Raw genomic sequence first — 18,431 nt, forward strand, 5'->3', positions numbered from 1 at the left:
AAGAAACATCCTTCACCACAGGCGCCCTTTGGTCTGACCCAGTGTCTCGATGCACTGTCCCAAGGCCTTGGCGCGTTCCTCGCGCAGGCGCTGCCAGCTGTCGGCTTGCCATGCAGTCCAGGCGGCAGGCTCGGACTGGTAGAAACAGTTGGCCGGCATGGGGGGCAAGCCAAAACGCAGGCTTGCCAAGCCTAGTCCCGCGCTGAACTGCAGGCGGTAAAGCTCGTCTTGCCCCGACAGGTTTTCGTAGACCAATCTCCACACGCCCGGGTTGACCGGCGCGTCGGCCTCAGCCGGCAGCTGTGCGGCAGCATGCATGTCTTCGCGCGTCCATCCGCCCTCGCTGCGGCCTCGCTCCAGTTCCGTCCACGCCCGGGCTGCATAAACGCGGGTAGCGATCTCGCCGAGCGCTTGCGGCAGTTCTTTCAGACCGGGATTGCTGGCCCATGACTGCCCCGCCAGTTCTGGGACGGCGTCGCCGATCAGTTCATTCTTGGAGAAGCCTTGCACGAACCCTCCTCTCCCCCCTGTTACCACTGCAAGGCCCACGTTGAGCGCCACCTGCATCGCCACGGCCTGGCCTGTGTGATCACGACGCACGATGCGCAGCTGCTCGAAGCCGCTTGGATACTGTTTGCCGTTCAGACGCATCTTCGTCGTGCCCACGGGCACGAGCCCATCCGTCGCCGCGTAGCTGCTCAGCGGGGGCGCCGAGACTGCGGCTTCCTCCGGCTGCGTTGCGGCCAATGGTGGATGCGTGACGCATGCCGAGAGGAGAAGCGCGATGCCGAGTGCGCCACATCGCAGAGCAGCCGCACTTGCGGAGATTTTTTCTTTCGTTGCTTTCATTGGAATCCTCCCTTGATCAAAAACTCGCATTCAAGTTGAACCCGGTGCGGCTCGGGCCGTGCCGTTGCGATTTGTTTGCGGCGCGCTACTTCGGAAACGACAAGCTCGCTAGCTGGTTCCCGGTCGCGTCCTTGAAAAACATATACAGGCTCATCGACCGTTTGCACACGCCATCGGTCGTGCTCTGGTTCACGTCGACAAAGGCCGTACCGTCCTGAAGCGCGACCATTGCACAGCTTTTCTGGCCTGCTTGAGCTGCGTCGGTCGAATTGAGCGTCACGCGCAAATTGTTCTTGAGTGTTCCTGCATCTCTTGGCAAAACACTGCCAGTCAGGGCACATGCACCCATGGGGCTGGAAGTCGCAGTCGAACCGGTGAAACTGCCATCTGACGCAATATTGATCGAGCCCAAGATTTGGGTCATGAAGCCGCCCCAAGCACCAGTGAGTAGCGCCGAATCGACAGCCAACGAGTTTTCGATTTCGTATTTCCACGGCCCGAAGGGCTTGGGCGCGCCAGCCGCTTCGGCATAGGAGCCGTCCAGAGTCGTCTTCGGCACGAAGGTGCCGCTACCGGAAAGCGCGCCCCAGGTTGCCAGCGGATATTCGTTGACCTTGCCGCTCGCGATCTGCCAAGCCAAGTTGGCAGTGTCGAAATTGAACGAACCATGGAACAGGCTCTCGATCGGATACGTGCCAGCAGACGCTGGCACGGTGAAGCCGACTGCATCGCCAGTTGCACCCAGAAGCATCAGTCCGTTGCTTCCGTTTGTAGCCGGCTGATGCCAGACGCCCTCGTACCCGTTGCCTACGGCCGCCGTCGAGCCAGGCTGCGGGGCTGTGATGCATGCAGTCGGATCGGTCGAAGAAGCGGCTTCTGGCGGTATGACCGCGGGAGGTTGTGGTTCGGGTGCGGGCGCAGGCGGTGCGGGCGGTGCTGCTGCAGGAGCGGCGGCGATAGGCAGAAAGGCACCACCGCCTCCGCCACCACCTCCTCCGCCGCAGCCATGCAGCACGCCGATTGCGAGCAAGGCAACTGCCTTCGCGATCACTTGTTTTTTCATTTTCTTGATACTCCCTTTTTTGTTTAGAAACTTGCGTTCAGGTTGAATCCAAAAGTGGTTTTGGCCGTGCGATACCCCTCGGGCTTGCGGATCGGCGCCCCCATGAAGAAGTCATAGCTCAACTTGCTCCACTGCCCCCGCACCCCGACCACCGCACCCGCCAGGCTGCGACCCAGCAAGTCCACCGTCGAGCGCCCGCCCACATGCCCGTAGTCGGCGCCGACATACAGCTCCGCCCCGCTCTGGTCCATGGCCCATCCGATGTCATTGCGAATCAGCCAGCCCCGCTCCCCCATCAGGCTCGTCTCGCCGTCGAAGCCGCGCACCGTGTAGCGCCCGCCAATCGAAAACCGGTCCTGCGGCGTCAGCGGCGTGCGGTTCCACTGCGCGCGGATCAAGCCCGAATAGCGCAGCTTCTGCTCGCCCAGCTTGAACGGCGCATTCAGGCTCACCTCGGCCGTGTACAGCTTCATGCGCGAGGTGCCTTCGCCAAACTCTTCTTCCGGCGCCGCAATGGACCCGAAGCCACCCGTCCCGTGCTTCAAAGCCAGCGTGCCTTCCAGCGTGGCCTCGCCGATGAACTCCTTGTGATTGAGGCCGAGCTCCCAGCCGCCCACCACGCGGTGCTGCACGTCGACCTCGGTGTCGTCCACAAAGTTGCGCGACTCGCGCCGGAAGCCCTTGAGCGCCAGCGTCGTCTTGCGGCTCTGGTCGCGATACAGCAGGCGCGAGAGCTTGACCTCGGCGTTGTTGGTCTTGCCCGCATACACATAGTTCTGGTTCAGCCCCGCCACGCTCTGGTGGTATTGGCTGTTTGAGGCCGTGAACCCCAGCATCCAATAGCCATACGGCAGCGAGTAATGCACCGTCTGGCCCTCGGTGCCGTAGCTCGGCTCCGAGAGAAAGTGGCTGTTGATGCTGTGGTTGGCGCTCAGGTAGAACAGGTCGTTCAGCCCGAAGGGGTTGTCCACCGACACCGTGGCTCCGGCCTGGTTGCGGCCTGTGGCCTTGGTGCCGCTGTCGTCCAGGCTCAGCGTGAGCCGCACCTTGCGCGCCTGCACGTACTTGACCACCAGGTCGCTGTCGCCCGGCTTGGCATCGGGCGCGGTCGAGGGCTCGATCTGGATGTCGGCCTCGGCCGTGGGGGCGCGCTTGAGGTTCTCCAGGCCTTGCTCGATGTCGCGCAGGTTCAGCAGGTCGCCCGGCCGGGCCGGAATGGCGGAGCCCAGCAAGGCGCCGCTTCCCAGCAGCGCCGCGGAAGAATCCGGCGTCAGGCCGATGGTCGCGATGCGTCCGGGCACCAGCGACAGGGTCAGGGTGCCGGTCGAAAGATCCTGCGGCGCGGCCAGCACGCGGGTGGTGACAAAGCCGCGCGCGATGGCCGCCTGCTGGGCGCGGGCGAGCACCACGTTCACGCCTGCCGTGCCCAGGCAGCGGCCAACAGGCGAATCGTTGCCCTCGGGGCCCGACAGATCGGAAACCGCCCATTGGAACAATTCGGCCTGCTCGCCGACCAGCAGCACGCGGTCGATCCGAAAGCACGGGGCTTCGGTTTCGGGAATGCGCGCCACCGGTGCAGGCGGGGCCGCCTGCGGGCGTTGATCGACGGTGCGCTCGTTCTGCTCGCGCAGGGCGCGTTCGCGTTCCTGCTGGCGTTGCTGTTCAACGAAGGGCTGGGGAGCACTCGCCAGTTGCGCTGATGCGAGCGGCGGCATGCCGAGGATGGCCGTCGTCAACAGACGCGTAAGCGGTCGATTTTTTGGGTTCATTTTGAGATGTGCGGTACGCGACGCGCAAAGGGCGACTGCGCACGCAGTCACGCCGTCTGGTTGCTGGTGCGGGTTATCTGGGTGGACGCGCGCGTACGGCGCATCCTTTGTTTCGACCGGCGAGCTGCCCATCGAAGTAATCGAAAGCGAACACGTCAGCCCGGCCTTGAAAAAGGCGCGCCCGGTATTTCGCGCCAGGCTTAGGGGCCAGAATCTTGCCGCCCAGAGACAACTGGTCGCTGAAATGACGAACGTTCGACCAAGCGGACATAGCTGTAGCTCAAGTCACTTTCCAAGCTTGTTCTTCATTAGTAACTTCAGCGCTTCCCAAGAACTTATCTGCCGAGCTTCGCCCGTGAATGGCGGCTCAGGCGGGACACCCACGGAGGCTGTCAATTCGGGCTCCAGCCGGGACATGTCCGGCGCAGTGTCAATGTCTGGACGAAGGAGATCCCCAGGGTAATGCGGATGACCAATGCATTGGCTGTCATCCAAACCAAAAACCTTTGCGGCAGCGACGGCTTCGAGACACCAGTACCCGAAATAACCACCCTCCAACAGGTGATAGCGGTGCCAATAGGGCTCCTTGTGAGCAACGGCCTGCTTGTCACGCCCGAACTTGGTCGCGGCGCCAATGCTCCCATACCAGCCCTCGACAAACTTCGCAAGCAGGGATGCTTGCTGTGAACGTGGTGCATCGATGGCTTCGACGAGACGAGCGTAAGGCTTGGGATAGCACAGCGAAGCACCAATACGCCGCTCGGTTGTTCGCGTGGCAATGATGCGATCTAGTAAAGCATCTTGGCCCTCATTCCCGACGAGTGCGACCAATCTGCACCACTGCGCATCGGACACCTCGAGAGAAATTCCCAAACTAACCAGCCAGAAGCAATCGACGTAAAAATCCAAATTGATGGACCACGTATGGCGAACGCGTTGCTGCTCGGGCGTCCATACTTCTAGTCCTAGCTTCTCGGACTCCTCCCAGTAGTGAAGTAGTGGCTCGAAATATTGCGACAACTCGCTGATCGAGTCACCTCTTGAATAACGGTGCAAAGCTAACCAGAGATAGGTCTTGGATAGCTCGTAGACGTACTGCGGTTTGTAATCCTCGCGCTCGAATGGAGCCTCAATACGCTTTTGGCGATGGTCGACCTCATAAACGTAGTGGTCGATCCATCGATCCCAGAAGTCTTGTCCTTTGAGTGCATCACGAATCACTTGATATTCCCCAGTATTTGGCTTGTGATCGTTGAGTCCGCTCGGGCGATTCTCCCTGCAGCGTCGACGATCCAAACAGAAGATCCACCAGCGGGATCGGTATGTACGACCCATTTCTCGACCCTGCCAGCAGCAATCGCATCCTTGATTTTGATCACCTCGGCAGGATTCCCGACCACATTGAGCAACCGGTCGCTCCCTAAAACCCATCCGTCACTCATTTGCAGCCCGTCGGCAGTATTGCCCAGCGTCGAGGTCCCAAACTTGTATTCCACAACGACGTAGTCCACATTTGTGCTTGTTACCTTGTAGAGGTCGTCGATGCCTTGGCTGCCAACCTCACCCATGCGACCCAAGCGCGTTGACCCTTCCGGCAGTACATTCTTCACAGTGTTCGCGCCGAGCAACTCCCCCACAATCCCTTTTTGCGCACTCGACAGCTTGCTGAAGTCCATCAGCGGCTTGCCGTTTGCTGCAACTCCGCCGACGCTTGCAGCCAATTTCAGATCGGCTATGTAGCCGCTGATCAGTTTGTAAGCTCCGCTGCCGACCGGGATAGCTGCTGCGATACCGTTGAAGAAGCGTTCGACAGTGCTTAACTCGCTGCCGCTGAGACTTTCGCCAGTGATGGCTTGATACAGGGCGATGGGTGCGCCGTAATAGGGCAGCATGGCGGCGATGTTTTCGCCAAGCCGCAGCGCTTGATCCGCAGTCAACCCAGAACGCTTCTTTATCTCCAAATCCTGCGCGATCGATTCCAACTGCTGCACCTGCAGGTCGATACGTCGAAAATCCGCCAGCGTGCAATCGTTGCCGCACGCCCTAAGGAGTCGGGCATTCTCTCGAGAAACGGCTAGTCGCACATTCGCAAATGGACTGTGACTCACATAGTTTTGGGCGGTATTGAACGAAGCCGCTGCGCCCGCAACGCTGCCTGTCGCTGCACCTAAAGCCAATCCCGCGACCTGCGTCAGCGCAACCCGGACTGCTTCAGGCAAGCCCATGCCCGCAATCATTTCTCCGATTTCCGGAAGCGCCGTCGCGCTCAATAGCGAGCCTGCAGCTCCCGACAGATTGCCGGTCAGAAACCCGATAGCCGTATGGAGCGCCACACGATACTCGCCACCCTCGTCCCATTTCCGTGCTTCTTCTTCATTGAGCCCCTGCCGTGCGAGGACGGCCTGCCGATCTGCGTACGTCGCCGCCGCCGTCGTTGCCTCACGGCCAAATGCAGCTGTGATCTGAATCTGCGCCTGCACGTCGCGCATGGCCTGCGCGCCATCGGTCGCCTGCAGCGCATTGGTGGTGTCTAAGCCGGTGCGCACCTCCGTGTTGCCTGCGATGCCCGAGATGCCGCTTCGCGTGGTGCTGGATTCGTTGATGTCATTGCTGCCGATTCCAGCGCCTCCAGAGCCTGTCCCCGCAGTGCTCGTGCTGACGCTGATGCTGTAGCCGCTGCCTTTGAAGGTGTCGTGGTTGACCAAGTCGGTCATCGTCAGACTGCCGGTTGTGAAGCGGTTCTGGCTTCCACTTACTGCGATATCCGTACTGCTGATCACCCCGCCGACGAGATTGGTGTTGCCCGCCACGTTGACACCGAAACCGCCGTCACCCGCCAGGAACCCGCTTTGCTGTGTCGCGCTCGCGAAGTCGCCGTCCCCGCGCATGCTGTGGGCATTCACGCTGACGCTGCTGTCGCCAACGCACCACCACACGCAGATGGTGGCATTGAAACCCCCACCGCTGTTCTGGCTGTGGTACGTGCTGGTGTCCTGCAATGTCTCGATGTGCAGGTTGCCGCCCACGTCCGCGTTGATACGTTCGCCCGACACCGTGGCGCCACGAACGGTGGTGTCGCCGCCGCTGGCGATGTTGACCTGCTGGCCTGCATTGATCGTGGTGTTCGTCCATGCGCCGTCCGTGCCATTGTCGCGCCCGCTCTGGCTTCCCGCGGCCACCTCGATTGTGAAGCCGTTGCTAGACCCAAAGGTGTAGCCCACGCCGATGCTCGCGTTGCTGCTGTGGCTGGTGGAACTCTGCTCTTGGGTGTTCGCCGCCGCCTCGAGCCTGATGTTGTTGTCCGCCGAGAGATTGACATTTTTGCCGGCGTCAATCTCGCTGCCGCGTATGAGGATGTTGGAATCCCCCCCGCCGCCGCTTGCGGTGATGGTGATGTTGCCACCAGCCTGCACACGCGAGCCGGCCGACGTGTTGCTACTTTGGGTGCTGGTGGACTCGCTGGAACTGCTGCCCAAGGTCAAAGTGGCGCCCATGCTGACGGCGCCGGTTCCCTTGTTCGTAGCGGCGGCCTTGGAGACATCCTGATATGCTGAGTAGCCGCTGAGCCCCATACTCGCCGCCCCCAGTGCTTGCATGCGGGCATCTTTGGTGTCGCCCATCGCCTGGGTGGTTTCCCCAAGGTTCCGCAGCAGGTCGAGCAGCGGCGCCTTGATCCCCAGCGTGATGCCGCCCTGGGAGAAGCTCTGTGTGCTTTCGCTGCGGCTTGTCTCGCGCGCCTCGACGATCTGGACGTCGCGCGCCCATATATCGATATCGCCGCCTGGCGCGATCACATCGCTGCCCACTTGGCTGTAGCGATTGCCAGCCGTGATCGTGACATTGCCTGAGATCGCCCCGACGGTGCTGCCCACGGCGGTGCTCTCGCCGGTCTTGCTGGTGCTGCGCATGTCCTGGTGGCCCCAGGTCCATCCCGAGTTCGCATCGAACATGCCGCTGTTCGATTCCTCACGGACATACTGGCTGTCGCGCGTCTGCGTCGCAGCTTCGATGGTGATGTTGTTGCCCGCCCAGAGCTCGGTGCCCTGATCGCTCACCACGTTCGAGCCGCGGATGCGGATGTCGTTGCCTGCATCCAGCACCACGGTCTTTCCGCCCAGGCTGCTGCCGATGATGCCGGTCGACCCGAAGGTGCCCTGTTCCATGCTGCGGTCGCTGCCCCAGAAGCCACTCTCTTCGGTGCGGCGTCCGGCATTGAGCACCGAGGTTGACTGGCCGGCATCGATGGTGATGTCGCGCTTGGCGGTCACCTCCAGCGCGCCCTCGGCGCTGTTGATGGTGGCCGCGCGCACGCTGACATCCCGCCCAGCACGCAGGGTAATGTCTCCGCTGGTCTCGATGCGGGTGCCGACTTCCTGCGTGCTGGATTCGGCGCGGTAGTTGCCGGCGTCCCGAACCGTGGTGTCGTGCCTTGCGGTGGTGACGGTGCCCAGGTTGATGTCGCGGCCGGCGCCGATCTCGGTCGTGCCTTCCTTGCCGCTGTTCGCGACGAGGGCGCCAATCAGGTTGACGTCGCGCCCGGCCGAAGCCACCAGCACGCCCTTGGCGTCGCTCACGTAGAGGCCGGCCACCCGGTCGACGATGGTGGCACCGCGCAGGCTCGCGGCCCCGGGTGCGAAGTCCAGCGCCAGCGCGCTGGTGCTGGTCGTGGTGCGCACGTTGATGTCGCGGCCAGCTTCGATCTTGAGCTGGCTGGCCGCGTCGATCGTGCCGCCGATGTTGTTCAGGTCGGTCCGGGCCTTGAGGTCGAGGCTGCCGCCGGAGATGCGGCCGTTCAGGTTCTGGATGTTCTCCGCCGTGATGCTGACCGTCTTGCGTCCGGCGACGGTGCCGCTGTTGACGAGGTCGCCATCGAGCTTGATGTTGACCTCCTTGCCGGCCAGCAAGGCGCCCGAGCCGTCGACGTCGCCGTTCTTCACGCGCACGTAGACCTGCGGCACCAGCACGCGCTGGGTGCTGCCGTCCGGCAACGTGACGGTCTGCTCCACCAGCCAGACGATGTCGCTAGTCAGCTGCGCCATCTGGGCGTCGCTCAGCGCGATGCCGGGCCGCAGCCCGTACTGGCGCGCAAAGGTAAGCCCTGAATCCATCAACGCGGTGTACTGCGCTTCATCGCTGTCGTAGCCGTCCAGATAGCGGTAGCCCGTCAGTTGCGCCACCTGCTCGCGGATCAGGCGCTGCTCGTAGAAGCCGTCGCCCAGCCGCTTGAGGGTGTTGTTGGGGTCTTGGCCCAGGTTGTTCAGCAGGTAGTCGCTGCTGAGCCAGTTGCGCTGGTTCGCAAAACGCGGATCGGTTTCGATCAGGTAGCGGCTCGAGGCTTCCGCATGCGTGCGGAACAGGCTGGCGGTGGGCACGGTCAGGCCTGGCAAGGTGGTGCGCACGACCTGCGTGGTCCCGGAACTGGACGCCAGTTTCACCTCGATGATCGGGTGAACGATAGGGCCTGCCGCCCCGCCCGAGCCTGCGCCCGGCGCGTTCACCGCAGTACCAGTCCCGCCAGGTGCGCTCGAGGGGCTGCCGGGGGTGACGCCGCTGGCGCTGGCGACGCCCTGGTTGGTGTGGCCAGGCGCGAGCGTGCCGGTGGATCCGCCGCTGCCCACCACCGTCACGTTGCCCTCTTGCCGTGCCGCAGCCAGGGTCACGGTGATGGGATCGCTGGTGTTGTAGGGGGTGACCTGCGTAGGATCTCCAACCCCCGCCTGGAAGTGCTGCCAGCCTGTGCGGGTCTGTGCGCCAGAGACTTCCACATTCTTGTTGGTGATGGTCCCGCCGGTGACGTTGAGCGCCTTACCGGCAAGGATCTGGCTCATGTCGTTGGTGCCGCTGCCCACGGCAATGTCCATCTTGCCGCCGGCGATGATCCGGGCGGGCGCGGAGGTCTGCAGCACCGGGGTGGTGGTCGACTCGGTGTAGACCCAGGCGTAATAGGAGCGCCGGTAGTTCTCGTACACGTCCCGGATGAAGGCCTCGGTCGCGGCGTCCAGGCGCTTGTGCGCGTCGAGGTACGCGGCCCGCTCGGCGTCATCGGCCGGAGTGTCCGTGGCCGGCGGCATCACGCCGAAAGTGGCCCAGATCGGATCGGTGCGGGAGTACCAGGCACCCGGCTCCGTATAGGACTCGGTCTGATCGATGTTTATCTGCCGGGTGCCGTGCAGGTCGCTGCTGTTGCGCGGTGGGTTCGCGTAGTAGGCCCTGTACCAAGACAGCGGATAGTTGGCGGACGGCACCAGAATGCCGGCAAACGGGCCGGCGACAGGGCCCGCCGCGTAGCTGACGAAGCTGGGCCACAGAATCCCGTTCATGTGCGCGAAGTCGAAGTTGGGCCCGCCCACACTCACAAAGACCAGCTGGCTAGCGTCATAGCGCGTTGCGCTGCCGGGCAGTGCGTATTCCGTGTGCTGCTTGCCGTCGGAGCTGGTCTGCGTCGTCCAGGTCACGCCGCCGTTGGTGTTGCTCAGGACATTCGTCTTGATTCCCATGTCCTGCACCGCCTCGATGGTCGCGGCATGGTTGTTCAATGCGTTGGCCGCGCCGCTGTCCGCATCGTTGGCCTTGCCGTCCACCAGCTTGCCGCCGATGTAGAGGTTTCCGGCGCTGAGGATCAGGGCGCCGTCCCGGTTGTTGATGGTGCCGGCGCCGATGTCCAGGCGAGTGCGCGCCGCGATGGTGCCAGCCGAGGCCACGCCGTTGACCGTTTCGGCGCCGTTATTGAGCGTGCCGGCACCGATAGCGACCCAGTCGCCGTAGATCCGGCCGGTGCCCAGGTTGTCCACCGTGGTGGCGTTGATGCGGGTGGTGCCGCCGTCGATCACGCCGCGGTTGGTCAGCGTGCCGCTGGCATTCAGCGTGGTGGTCTTGCCCTGGATGTCGCCTGTGGCTTTGTTGTTGATGTCATTCGCGGAGAGCGTCAGATCGTTGCCCGCAGCCAGCCTGCCGCTGTTGGTGATGTCGCCCGTCGTTGAGATGGTCAGGTTGCGGTTCGCGACGGTCTCGCTGCCCGCCGCGAAAGCGATGTCCCGGGTGACCGCCAGCGTCATGTCGCCGAGCGACAGCAGCTTGCCATCCCAGCTGACCGAGCCCGCATCGAGGAAGACGTCCTCGCCGCCGACCAGGGTGCCGCCGGTGTTGAGCACCGACAGGGTCTTGGCCGCAGCGGGGTCTTTGACGGTGAGCACCTTGCCGGCGGACACCAGGCCGGCGCTGTTGTCGATATTCCCGCTGCTGGTCAGCGTGGTGTTCTGGTCGGCGCGGATCGCGCCAGATTTGTTGATGATGGACTGCGCGGCGATGTCGACGTTCTGGCCTTCGATGCCTTGCTCAGCCCCTTGGGTGTTGCTGTTGACGATGCTCGCGGCATTGAGCGTCGTGGTGGCCGCAGAGCGAATCAGGCCCGTGGTATTGGTCAACGTTCCGGCATTGATGCTGAGATTGCCCACCGCCAGCGTCTCCCCGCCGGTGTTGTCGTATGCGGCGCCATGGGTGTCGAGCGTTACGGTGGACTGCCCGAGCACCTGGCCTTTGCCCGTGTTGGAGAAAGCCTGCGTGTCGGCCACCAACGCATTCTTCGCGCCGATGAAGCCGGCCGCGTTGTCCAACTCGCCCACGTTCTTCAGCGTCAGCTTGTCCGCACTCGTGATACCGCCCCCCGCGTCTTCTGGCTTGGTGCGGTAGTCGTTGGCGTCGGTATTGGTCAGCTTGTTGCCAGCCGTATCGATGGTCATGGCGCCACCGGACTGGATCAGGCCCGCATCGTTGTTCAGCGCACCTGAGTTCACATCCACGGTGGTGGTCGCTGCCAGCGTGCCCTTCGCGCTGTTGTCCAGTGCATTGCCGCGCGTGTCCACGGACAGGCTGTTGCCGAAGATCTTGCCACCGACATTGTTCAGGCCGCTGTTGAGCAGCGTGATCGTGGCGCCGGCCTGCAAGATGCCGCCGTTGTTCGTCGTCGCGCCGCTGGTCGTGACACTCAGGTTGCCATTGACTGCCGCCGTGGTTCCATCGGTGTTGTCCAGCGTACCGGCCACCAGCGTGGTGTTGCCGTTGGCCGCCAGCGTGCCGCCGACGTTGGTTGCGGCAGCGTCCACCTTGATGGTCAAGCCCCCCACCGCGGTGATGCTGCCGAGCTTGTCATTGTTCAGGCTGCCGGCCACCACGGTGGTGTTCCCGCCCGCACCGATCGCACCCTTGTTGCTGTTGTCGAGCAAGCCGCCCACGGTCAGGCCGAGGTCGGAAGTCTCGGCGGCGCGAAGGATGCCACCCTGATTGGTCAGGTTGCCGGCGGCGACGGTCGTGTTGCCATTGCTGGCCAGCGTGCCGCCGCTGTTGTCCAACGCGCCCACTACCGTGATGCGCGTCGCGTCGGTGCCGGTCTGCACGATCTGGGCGCCAGTGCGGTTGCCGAACGAGCCGGCGTCGATGGTGATTTGCTTGGCGCTGATCGCGGCCTTGGTGCCATTCTGGTTGAAGGCGCCTGACATGGCGACCGCCAATGCGCCGTTGCCTGTGATCTGGCCGTCGGTGCTGCTGTAGCTGCCGCCCGCAATGCTCAGCGTGCCGGTGCCGGCATGCTCGATCTTGCCGCCGGTGTTGGTGATGCTGGCACCACTGAGGCTCAGGTCCTGTCCATTGCTGGCGATGCGTCCGCCGTCGTTGTTCAAGGTGCCCGATACGGCAATGCCGGTCGCTCCCGTGCCGGTCTGCACGATCTCGCCGCCGTTCGTGTTGGCAATGTTCGAGACGTTCAGGTCCAGCTGGCCGGCATTGAGCGTGCCCGCATCGTTGACCAGCGTCTGGCCGGGCTGCGCGTTGGCCGTGATGCGCAAGGCGCCGGGCGTCACGATCTTGGCCTGGCTGCTGGTAACTACATTGCCTTGCGTGGCAGTGACCGCGATGTTCGCCGCGCTGGTCTGGCTGGCCGAGAGATCGACACTCGCGCCCTGCAGCGTGGCATTGCCTGCCGCAAGGTTGGTGCCGTTGGCGACCAGGGCGCCGCTCGTGGTCACGACCAGGTCACCCGCCGCGCCAAGCTTGCCGTCGCTCTGGATGCCCGCGCCCAGCACGCCGGTGGTGTCGCTTTGCAGGCTGCCTGCGGCGACCGACGCGTGCCGACCGGCCGTGATGCTGCCGTCGTTGGTCATCGCCCCGCCGACCGCGACACTCACGTCGTTCGCACTGCGCAGGCTGGCGCCATTGGCATTGACGAGCGACCCCGCCTGCACCTTCAGGTCCGTGGCCGCGCCGATCGTGCCGCCGCTGCCGTTGGTCAGCTGATTCGCCACCGTCAGCTGCACCCCGGCTTGCGCCGACTGGATGCTGCCCTTCGTGTTGTTCAGGCTGCCCGCGCCGAGCGCGACGCCCTGATTCGCCACCAGCGTGCCGCCGGTGTTGTTGAGCGCGCCCGCCACGTTGGCCGTCAGCGCGCCCGTTGCTGCAATCGTTCCGCGCGTGTTGTCGGCCTGTCCGCCTACGGTCAACGTGGCGTCGGTGGCACTGGTCAGCTTGCCGTCGACGTTGACCAGGTCGCCGGTCGTGGTGATGTTCAGGCTGCCCGCGTTCAGCGTGCCGCCAGTGTTGTCGAAGCGATCGACATTCGCGCTGAAGCTGTTGCTGACATTCAGCGTGCCGCCGTGGTTGTCGAACGTCGGCTGGCTCACGGCCATGCTGGCGACGTTCAGGGTGCCGCCGTTGTTGTTGATGTTGGCGCTTTGCAGGCTGATGGGCCCGCCGGCGTAGATCTTGCCGCCGTCGTTGCGGATCGTGCCGGCGGCGGCAATCGCTCCCGGCGACGGCGGCACGTACGGGGCGGGCGTGATGGTGCCGCCGGAGCCGGTCTCCGTGCCAGTGCCTGTGGACGGCGTGGTGGGGCTGGCGGTGCCGCCTGTTCCTGCTCCCGTCCCTGTACCCCCGCCCGTTCCAGCGCCGGGCGTGGACGGCGCAGCCCCCACGGGCTCCGCGCCGATGACGCCGCCGCTGGTGTTGCTCAAGGCGGGTGCGCTCAGCGCCAAGCCGGCGCTGCTGGTCTGGCGGATGGTGCCGCCGCGGTTGTCGATGTCGCCCGCCGTGCTGGCCAGATCCAGCCGCGCGCCTTCGAGCGTGCCGCCCGCGCCGTTCAGCGCATTGGCCAGCTCGCCCTGCGTCGTGATCTTGAGGTTGCCGCCGCTGGCCACGCGGCCGCTGTTGGCCATGCCCGTTGCCGTCAGGTTCGCGTCGGCGGTGGCCTGGATGGTTCCGATGTTCTCCAGGCGCCCGGCGCTGGTCACCACCAGCTGGCCCGCACCCATCAGCGCGGTGGCGCCCGGTGCGGCCTGGATCGTGCCGGCATTGCGCACGCCCAGCCCGGCCTCGGTGCCAATGAGAGTGATCTTGCCGGCGTACATGCCACCGAGCGCGGCCACGTCCAGCGCAAAGGTGGGCGCCGTGCCGCTGCCGCTGGTCGGCGAGACCTGGCTGTGGTCGGCGCTCACGGTATTCGCACCCGTCACCACCTTCAGCTCGCTGGCCCAGATACCGGCGTTGGCCTCGACCGCACGCGCGAGGATCGCGGCGTAGTCCGTCTTACTGGCGTCCAGGCCGGCCCCGTCGATGGTGATGGTGCCGCCGCGCACCAGAAAGCTGTCGAGGCCGCCAATGGCATTGAACTGCGGCGTGCCCGTGGTCAGCGTGGCGCGCGATGCATTGATGAAGCCGCCGCCGTTGACGCTGATGCCGGCTGGGTTGGCGATGATCACTTCGGCACGCTGCCCCGCGACTTCGATGTAGCCGCGCAGTTGGCTCGGGCTGCCGCCGTTCACTTCGTTGAGGATGATGCGCGCGGGGCCGGTCGCGAGATACGGATTGCCTTGCACGAACCCGCCAAGCTGGCTCTGCACGTTGGTGCGGCTGTTGTTCAGGATGGCACCGTTGGGTGCCACGTTCAACTGCTGGTACACGTTGCGCGAAACGCCTGCGGCGCTGGGCGTCTGGATGTTGATGAGCGGCACGCCGTTGGGCGCGACCATCACGGTGGGGCGGAGGTTGGCGGGAACGTTGGGCGCGCCGACGATCTGGGCTTGGGCGGGTGAGGCCGAGAGCATGCCCGCGAGCGCTGCGCCCACGAGCATGGGCGCCAGGGCTGCCGCACCGGCGGCGATGGCGGCGCTCGCACCGCTGGTAGCCTTGGAAGCGCCTTTGCCCGTGCTCTTGGCCGTTTCTTGAACGACCATGCGCAGCCCGCGCTTCGCATTGAACACAATGCGGTGCAAATTTTTATTCATTCCCTGATCTCTCCGCGTGACAGCAATGCACGCCGCTTTGGAAGGCGTGCGACCCGCCGGCACCGATGCCGACGAGTGGGATTTTCTCGTTACAAAGAGTTAATGAATGTCAAAACCAATGGAAACGCGCAGATATGCAGAGGAATCGTCAGATTTTTCACAGGTGCTACGAGCATCAGAACAACACTCGTCAATGGTGTGTAACCCGTAAGTTCTAGATGTCGGGCGCAGGGCCCTGCGTTAGAGTCGCAGCCCACCGCCCCACGCGTCATGACCGCACGATTTCAATCCGTCGCCCCCACCGTCCGCCTTGCCGACCAAGTGGCCGATGCGTTGGCGGCCGAGGTGCGCAGCGGGCGCTTGTCGGCAGGCGACCGTCTGCCGACCGAGGCCGCGCTGGCCGAGCAGTTCGGCGTGAGCCGCACGGTGGTGCGCGAGGCGGTTTCGCGGCTCAAGTCGCTGGGGCTGCTTGACTCGCGCCAGGGCAGCGGCGTGTATGTGCGCGCGGCCGGCGTGGAGCCGCTGCGCTTCGAGATGCCGCATGTGGCCTCGCGTGAAGCGGTGATCCAGATGGTTGAACTGCGCCGCGCGCTCGAGGCCGAAGTGGCCGCGCTTGCCGCTGAACGGCGCACGCCCGAAGACGTGGAACGCATCCGCGAAGCCATCGAGGCGTTGCATGCCGCGGTTGCGGCCGGCCGCAACGGCGCCGACGAAGACGTGCGGTTTCATCGCGCCATTGCCGAGGCGGCGCGCAACCCCTTCTTGATCGGCACGCTGCAGTACCTGCGGCAGTTCCTGCATGGCGCCACGCGTGTCACGCGCGCCAACGAGGCGCGCCGGGCCGACTTTGCGCGCGAGGTGGCGCAAGAGCATGCGCGGATCGTCGAGGCCATCGAGGCCGGCGACCCGCTGCGCGCGCGGGAAGCCGCCAAGTCCCACATGGACAACGCTATTCGCCGCATCGAGCAGGCCGACCCTGCCTTCTGGCAGCAGGAGGGCGCGCAACTCGCCCGGCCGCTGGTCGAAGGCTGGCCCGCGGGCCAATAGAAGAAAAGGAAACGAGGTGTAGCTTGCGGGTTTACCCGAGGCATATCGCCTGTTTCAGATTTGTATGATGACCTGACAAATAAGAGCGGCGCACTGTACGCAGCGCCCAAGCGAGACCCGGTTCATCATCCAAACGGACTTCCTCCAATGACTTCAACACTCCACGCGCCGCTGGCTGCCAACGCGGACACGCCGGCCGATGTCGCGCTCGAGAAGCGTGCCTACACCAAGGTGTTCTGGCGCCTCGTTCCTTTTCTGATGCTCTGCTACGTGGTCGCGTATCTCGACCGCGTGAACGTGGGCTTCGCCAAGCTCCAGATGGGGCAAGACCTCGGCTTCAGCGAAACGGTGTTCGGCCTGGGCGCCGGCATCTTCTTTCTGGGCTACTTCCTTTTCGAGGTGCCGAGCAATCTGCTGCTCAACCGCGTGGGCGCGCGCATCTGGATTGCCCGAATCATGATCACCTGGGGCCTGCTCTCGGCCTGCTTCGTGTTCGTGGAAACGCCCACCAGCTTCTACATCCTGCGTTTTCTGCTCGGCGTGGCCGAGGCGGGCTTCTACCCCGGCGTGATCCTGTACCTCACCCATTGGTACCCGGCGCATCGGCGCGCGCGCATCATCGCGGTCTTCATGTCGGCCATTCCGGTGGCGGGAATCTTCGGCAATCCGCTCTCGGGCTGGATCATGGATGCGTTCCACGGCGTCTCTTCGATGGAAGGCTGGCAGTGGATGTTCATCATCGAAGCGATTCCGGCCGTGATCGTCGGCGTGATGGTGCTGGTCTACCTGGACAACGGCATCCAGCATGCCCGCTGGCTCGACCCCGAAGAAAAGCGCCTGCTGCAGCGCGAGGTCGAGCGCGACCAGGCGCACGGCGCCAAGGGGCCGCACTCGGTGGGCGCCATGTTCCGCGACGCGCGCGTGTGGTGGATGGCGCTGATCTACTTCGCCTTCGTCATGGGCCAATACGCACTGACCTTCTGGCTGCCCACGCTGGTCAAGGCCACGGGCGTCAAGGGCAACCTGCACATCGGCCTGTTGAGCGCCATTCCGTTCATCTGCGCCATCGTCGCGATGAACCTCTTCGGCCGCAGCGCCGACCGCCGGCAGGAGCGCCGCTGGCACCTGATCGTGCCCGCGCTGATGGGTGCCATCGGCTTCACGGTCGCGGCCTCGTACACGCAGAATACGGTCGTGTCGCTCGCGTTTCTTTCGCTCGCCGCGGCCGGCGTTCTCACCTGCGCGCCGCTGTTCTGGTCGCTGCCCACCGCCTTTCTTTCGGGCACCGCGGCGGCGGCGGGCATTGCGGTCATCAATTCGGTGGGCAACCTTGCGGGCTTCGTGAGCCCCTATCTCATCGGCTACCTCAAAGACCTCACCGGCAGCACGCAGATCGGCATGTACGTGCTGGCCGGCGCGCTGGTGCTCGGGGCCATCGGCGTGTGGCTCACGCCCAAGCAGCTCGTGAATCGCTGATCGAAAGAACCCCTGACATGACTTCCAACACCAACAACACACCGGTCGTCGGCCTCGTGGGCCTTGGCGCCATGGGCAGCGGCATGGCGCAATCGCTGCGCCGCGCGGGCTACGAGCCGCACGTTTTCGACGTGCGCCTGGACGTGGCCCACGCCTTTGCGCGCGACGGCGGCGTGGCCTGCGACACGCTGGCCGCGCTTGGCGCGCAGTGCGACATCGTGGTTTCCGTGGTGGTCAATGCGGCGCAGACCGAGTCGGTGCTGTTCGGCGACGGCACCACGCCCGGCTGCGCGGCGTCGATGAAGCCGGGCAGCCTGTTCGTGATGTGCTCCACCGTCGATCCGAACTGGTCGGTCGCGCTCGAAGCGCGCCTGGGCGCGCAGGGCATCCTGTACCTCGACGCGCCGATCTCCGGCGGCGCCGCCAAGGCCGCGAGCGGGCAGATGACGATGATGACCGCCGGCACGCCCGCGGCCTATGAAAAAGCCGGCGCGGTGCTCGACGCCATGGCGGCCAAGGTTTATCGTCTTGGAGACCGCGCGGGTGCGGGCAGCAAGGTCAAGGTCATCAACCAGTTGCTGGCCGGCGTGCACATTGCCGCGGCGGCCGAGGCCATGGCGCTGGGCCTGCGCGAAGGCGTGGACCCGGCGGCGCTGTACGAGGTCATTACGCACAGCGCGGGCAACAGCTGGATGTTCGAGAACCGCATGGCGCACGTGCTGGCGGGCGACTACACGCCGCTCTCGGCCGTCGACATCTTCGTGAAGGACCTGGGCCTGGTGCTCGACGTGGCGCGCGCCAGCAAGTTTCCGCTGCCGCTCTCGTCCACCGCGCACCAGATGTTCATGCAGGCGTCGACCGCGGGTTTTGCGCGCGAAGACGACAGCGCGGTCATCAAGATTTTTCCCGGCATCGAGCTGCCGGCTGCCGACAAGAAAGCCTGAACAAGGAAGACAA

8 protein-coding genes are annotated in these 18,431 nt (G+C 64.5%); 3 read left to right on the forward strand and 5 right to left on the reverse strand.

Annotation, left to right across the window (positions count from 1 at the left end; all coding sequences use genetic code 11):
• Positions 1 to 12 precede the first annotated feature (12 nt).
• The 5 genes from V9L21_RS05530 to V9L21_RS05550 form a co-directional block, all read right to left on the reverse strand.
• The gene (locus V9L21_RS05530; protein WP_337309849.1) at positions 13 to 849 is read right to left on the reverse strand and encodes a hypothetical protein; all 837 of its coding nucleotides are present in this window, start codon (positions 847 to 849) and stop codon (positions 13 to 15) included.
• Between the two features lie 85 nt (positions 850 to 934).
• Complete coding sequence (locus V9L21_RS05535; RefSeq protein ID WP_337309851.1) at positions 935 to 1,912, reverse strand: hypothetical protein; 978 nt, start codon at positions 1,910 to 1,912, stop codon at positions 935 to 937.
• 23 nt (positions 1,913 to 1,935) lie between these two features.
• Positions 1,936 to 3,681, reverse strand: coding sequence for a ShlB/FhaC/HecB family hemolysin secretion/activation protein (locus V9L21_RS05540; RefSeq protein WP_443304507.1), 1,746 nt, complete (start codon positions 3,679 to 3,681; stop codon positions 1,936 to 1,938).
• A gap of 285 nt (positions 3,682 to 3,966) precedes the next feature.
• Positions 3,967 to 4,902, reverse strand: a complete 936-nt coding sequence (locus V9L21_RS05545) for a PoNi-like cognate immunity protein (RefSeq protein ID WP_337309853.1) — start codon at positions 4,900 to 4,902, stop codon at positions 3,967 to 3,969.
• Positions 4,899 to 14,951, reverse strand: coding sequence for a hemagglutinin repeat-containing protein (locus V9L21_RS05550; protein ID WP_337309856.1), 10,053 nt, complete (start codon positions 14,949 to 14,951; stop codon positions 4,899 to 4,901). Before V9L21_RS05550 ends, V9L21_RS05545 begins: the two co-directional genes overlap by 4 nt.
• A 270-nt stretch (positions 14,952 to 15,221) precedes the next feature.
• Between V9L21_RS05550 and V9L21_RS05555 the strand changes: the two genes are divergently transcribed.
• The 3 genes from V9L21_RS05555 to ltnD all read left to right on the forward strand — a co-directional run bounded on the left by V9L21_RS05555 (position 15,222) and on the right by ltnD (position 18,418).
• Positions 15,222 to 15,998: a FadR/GntR family transcriptional regulator gene (locus tag V9L21_RS05555; RefSeq protein ID WP_337297219.1), complete on the forward strand. Its 777-nt coding sequence runs from the start codon at positions 15,222 to 15,224 to the stop codon at positions 15,996 to 15,998.
• 147 nt (positions 15,999 to 16,145) lie between these two features.
• Positions 16,146 to 17,474: an MFS transporter gene (locus V9L21_RS05560; RefSeq protein WP_337309858.1), complete on the forward strand. Its 1,329-nt coding sequence runs from the start codon at positions 16,146 to 16,148 to the stop codon at positions 17,472 to 17,474.
• Positions 17,475 to 17,491: 17 nt separating this feature from the next.
• Positions 17,492 to 18,418 carry an L-threonate dehydrogenase gene (gene ltnD, locus V9L21_RS05565; RefSeq protein WP_337309860.1) on the forward strand — a complete coding sequence of 309 codons (927 nt, stop codon included), beginning with the start codon at positions 17,492 to 17,494 and terminating at the stop codon, positions 18,416 to 18,418.
• The last annotated feature ends 13 nt before the right edge of the window (positions 18,419 to 18,431 follow it).

Source organism: Variovorax sp. CCNWLW235 (genome assembly GCF_037204085.1).
Classification (GTDB): Bacteria; Pseudomonadota; Gammaproteobacteria; order Burkholderiales; family Burkholderiaceae_C; genus Variovorax.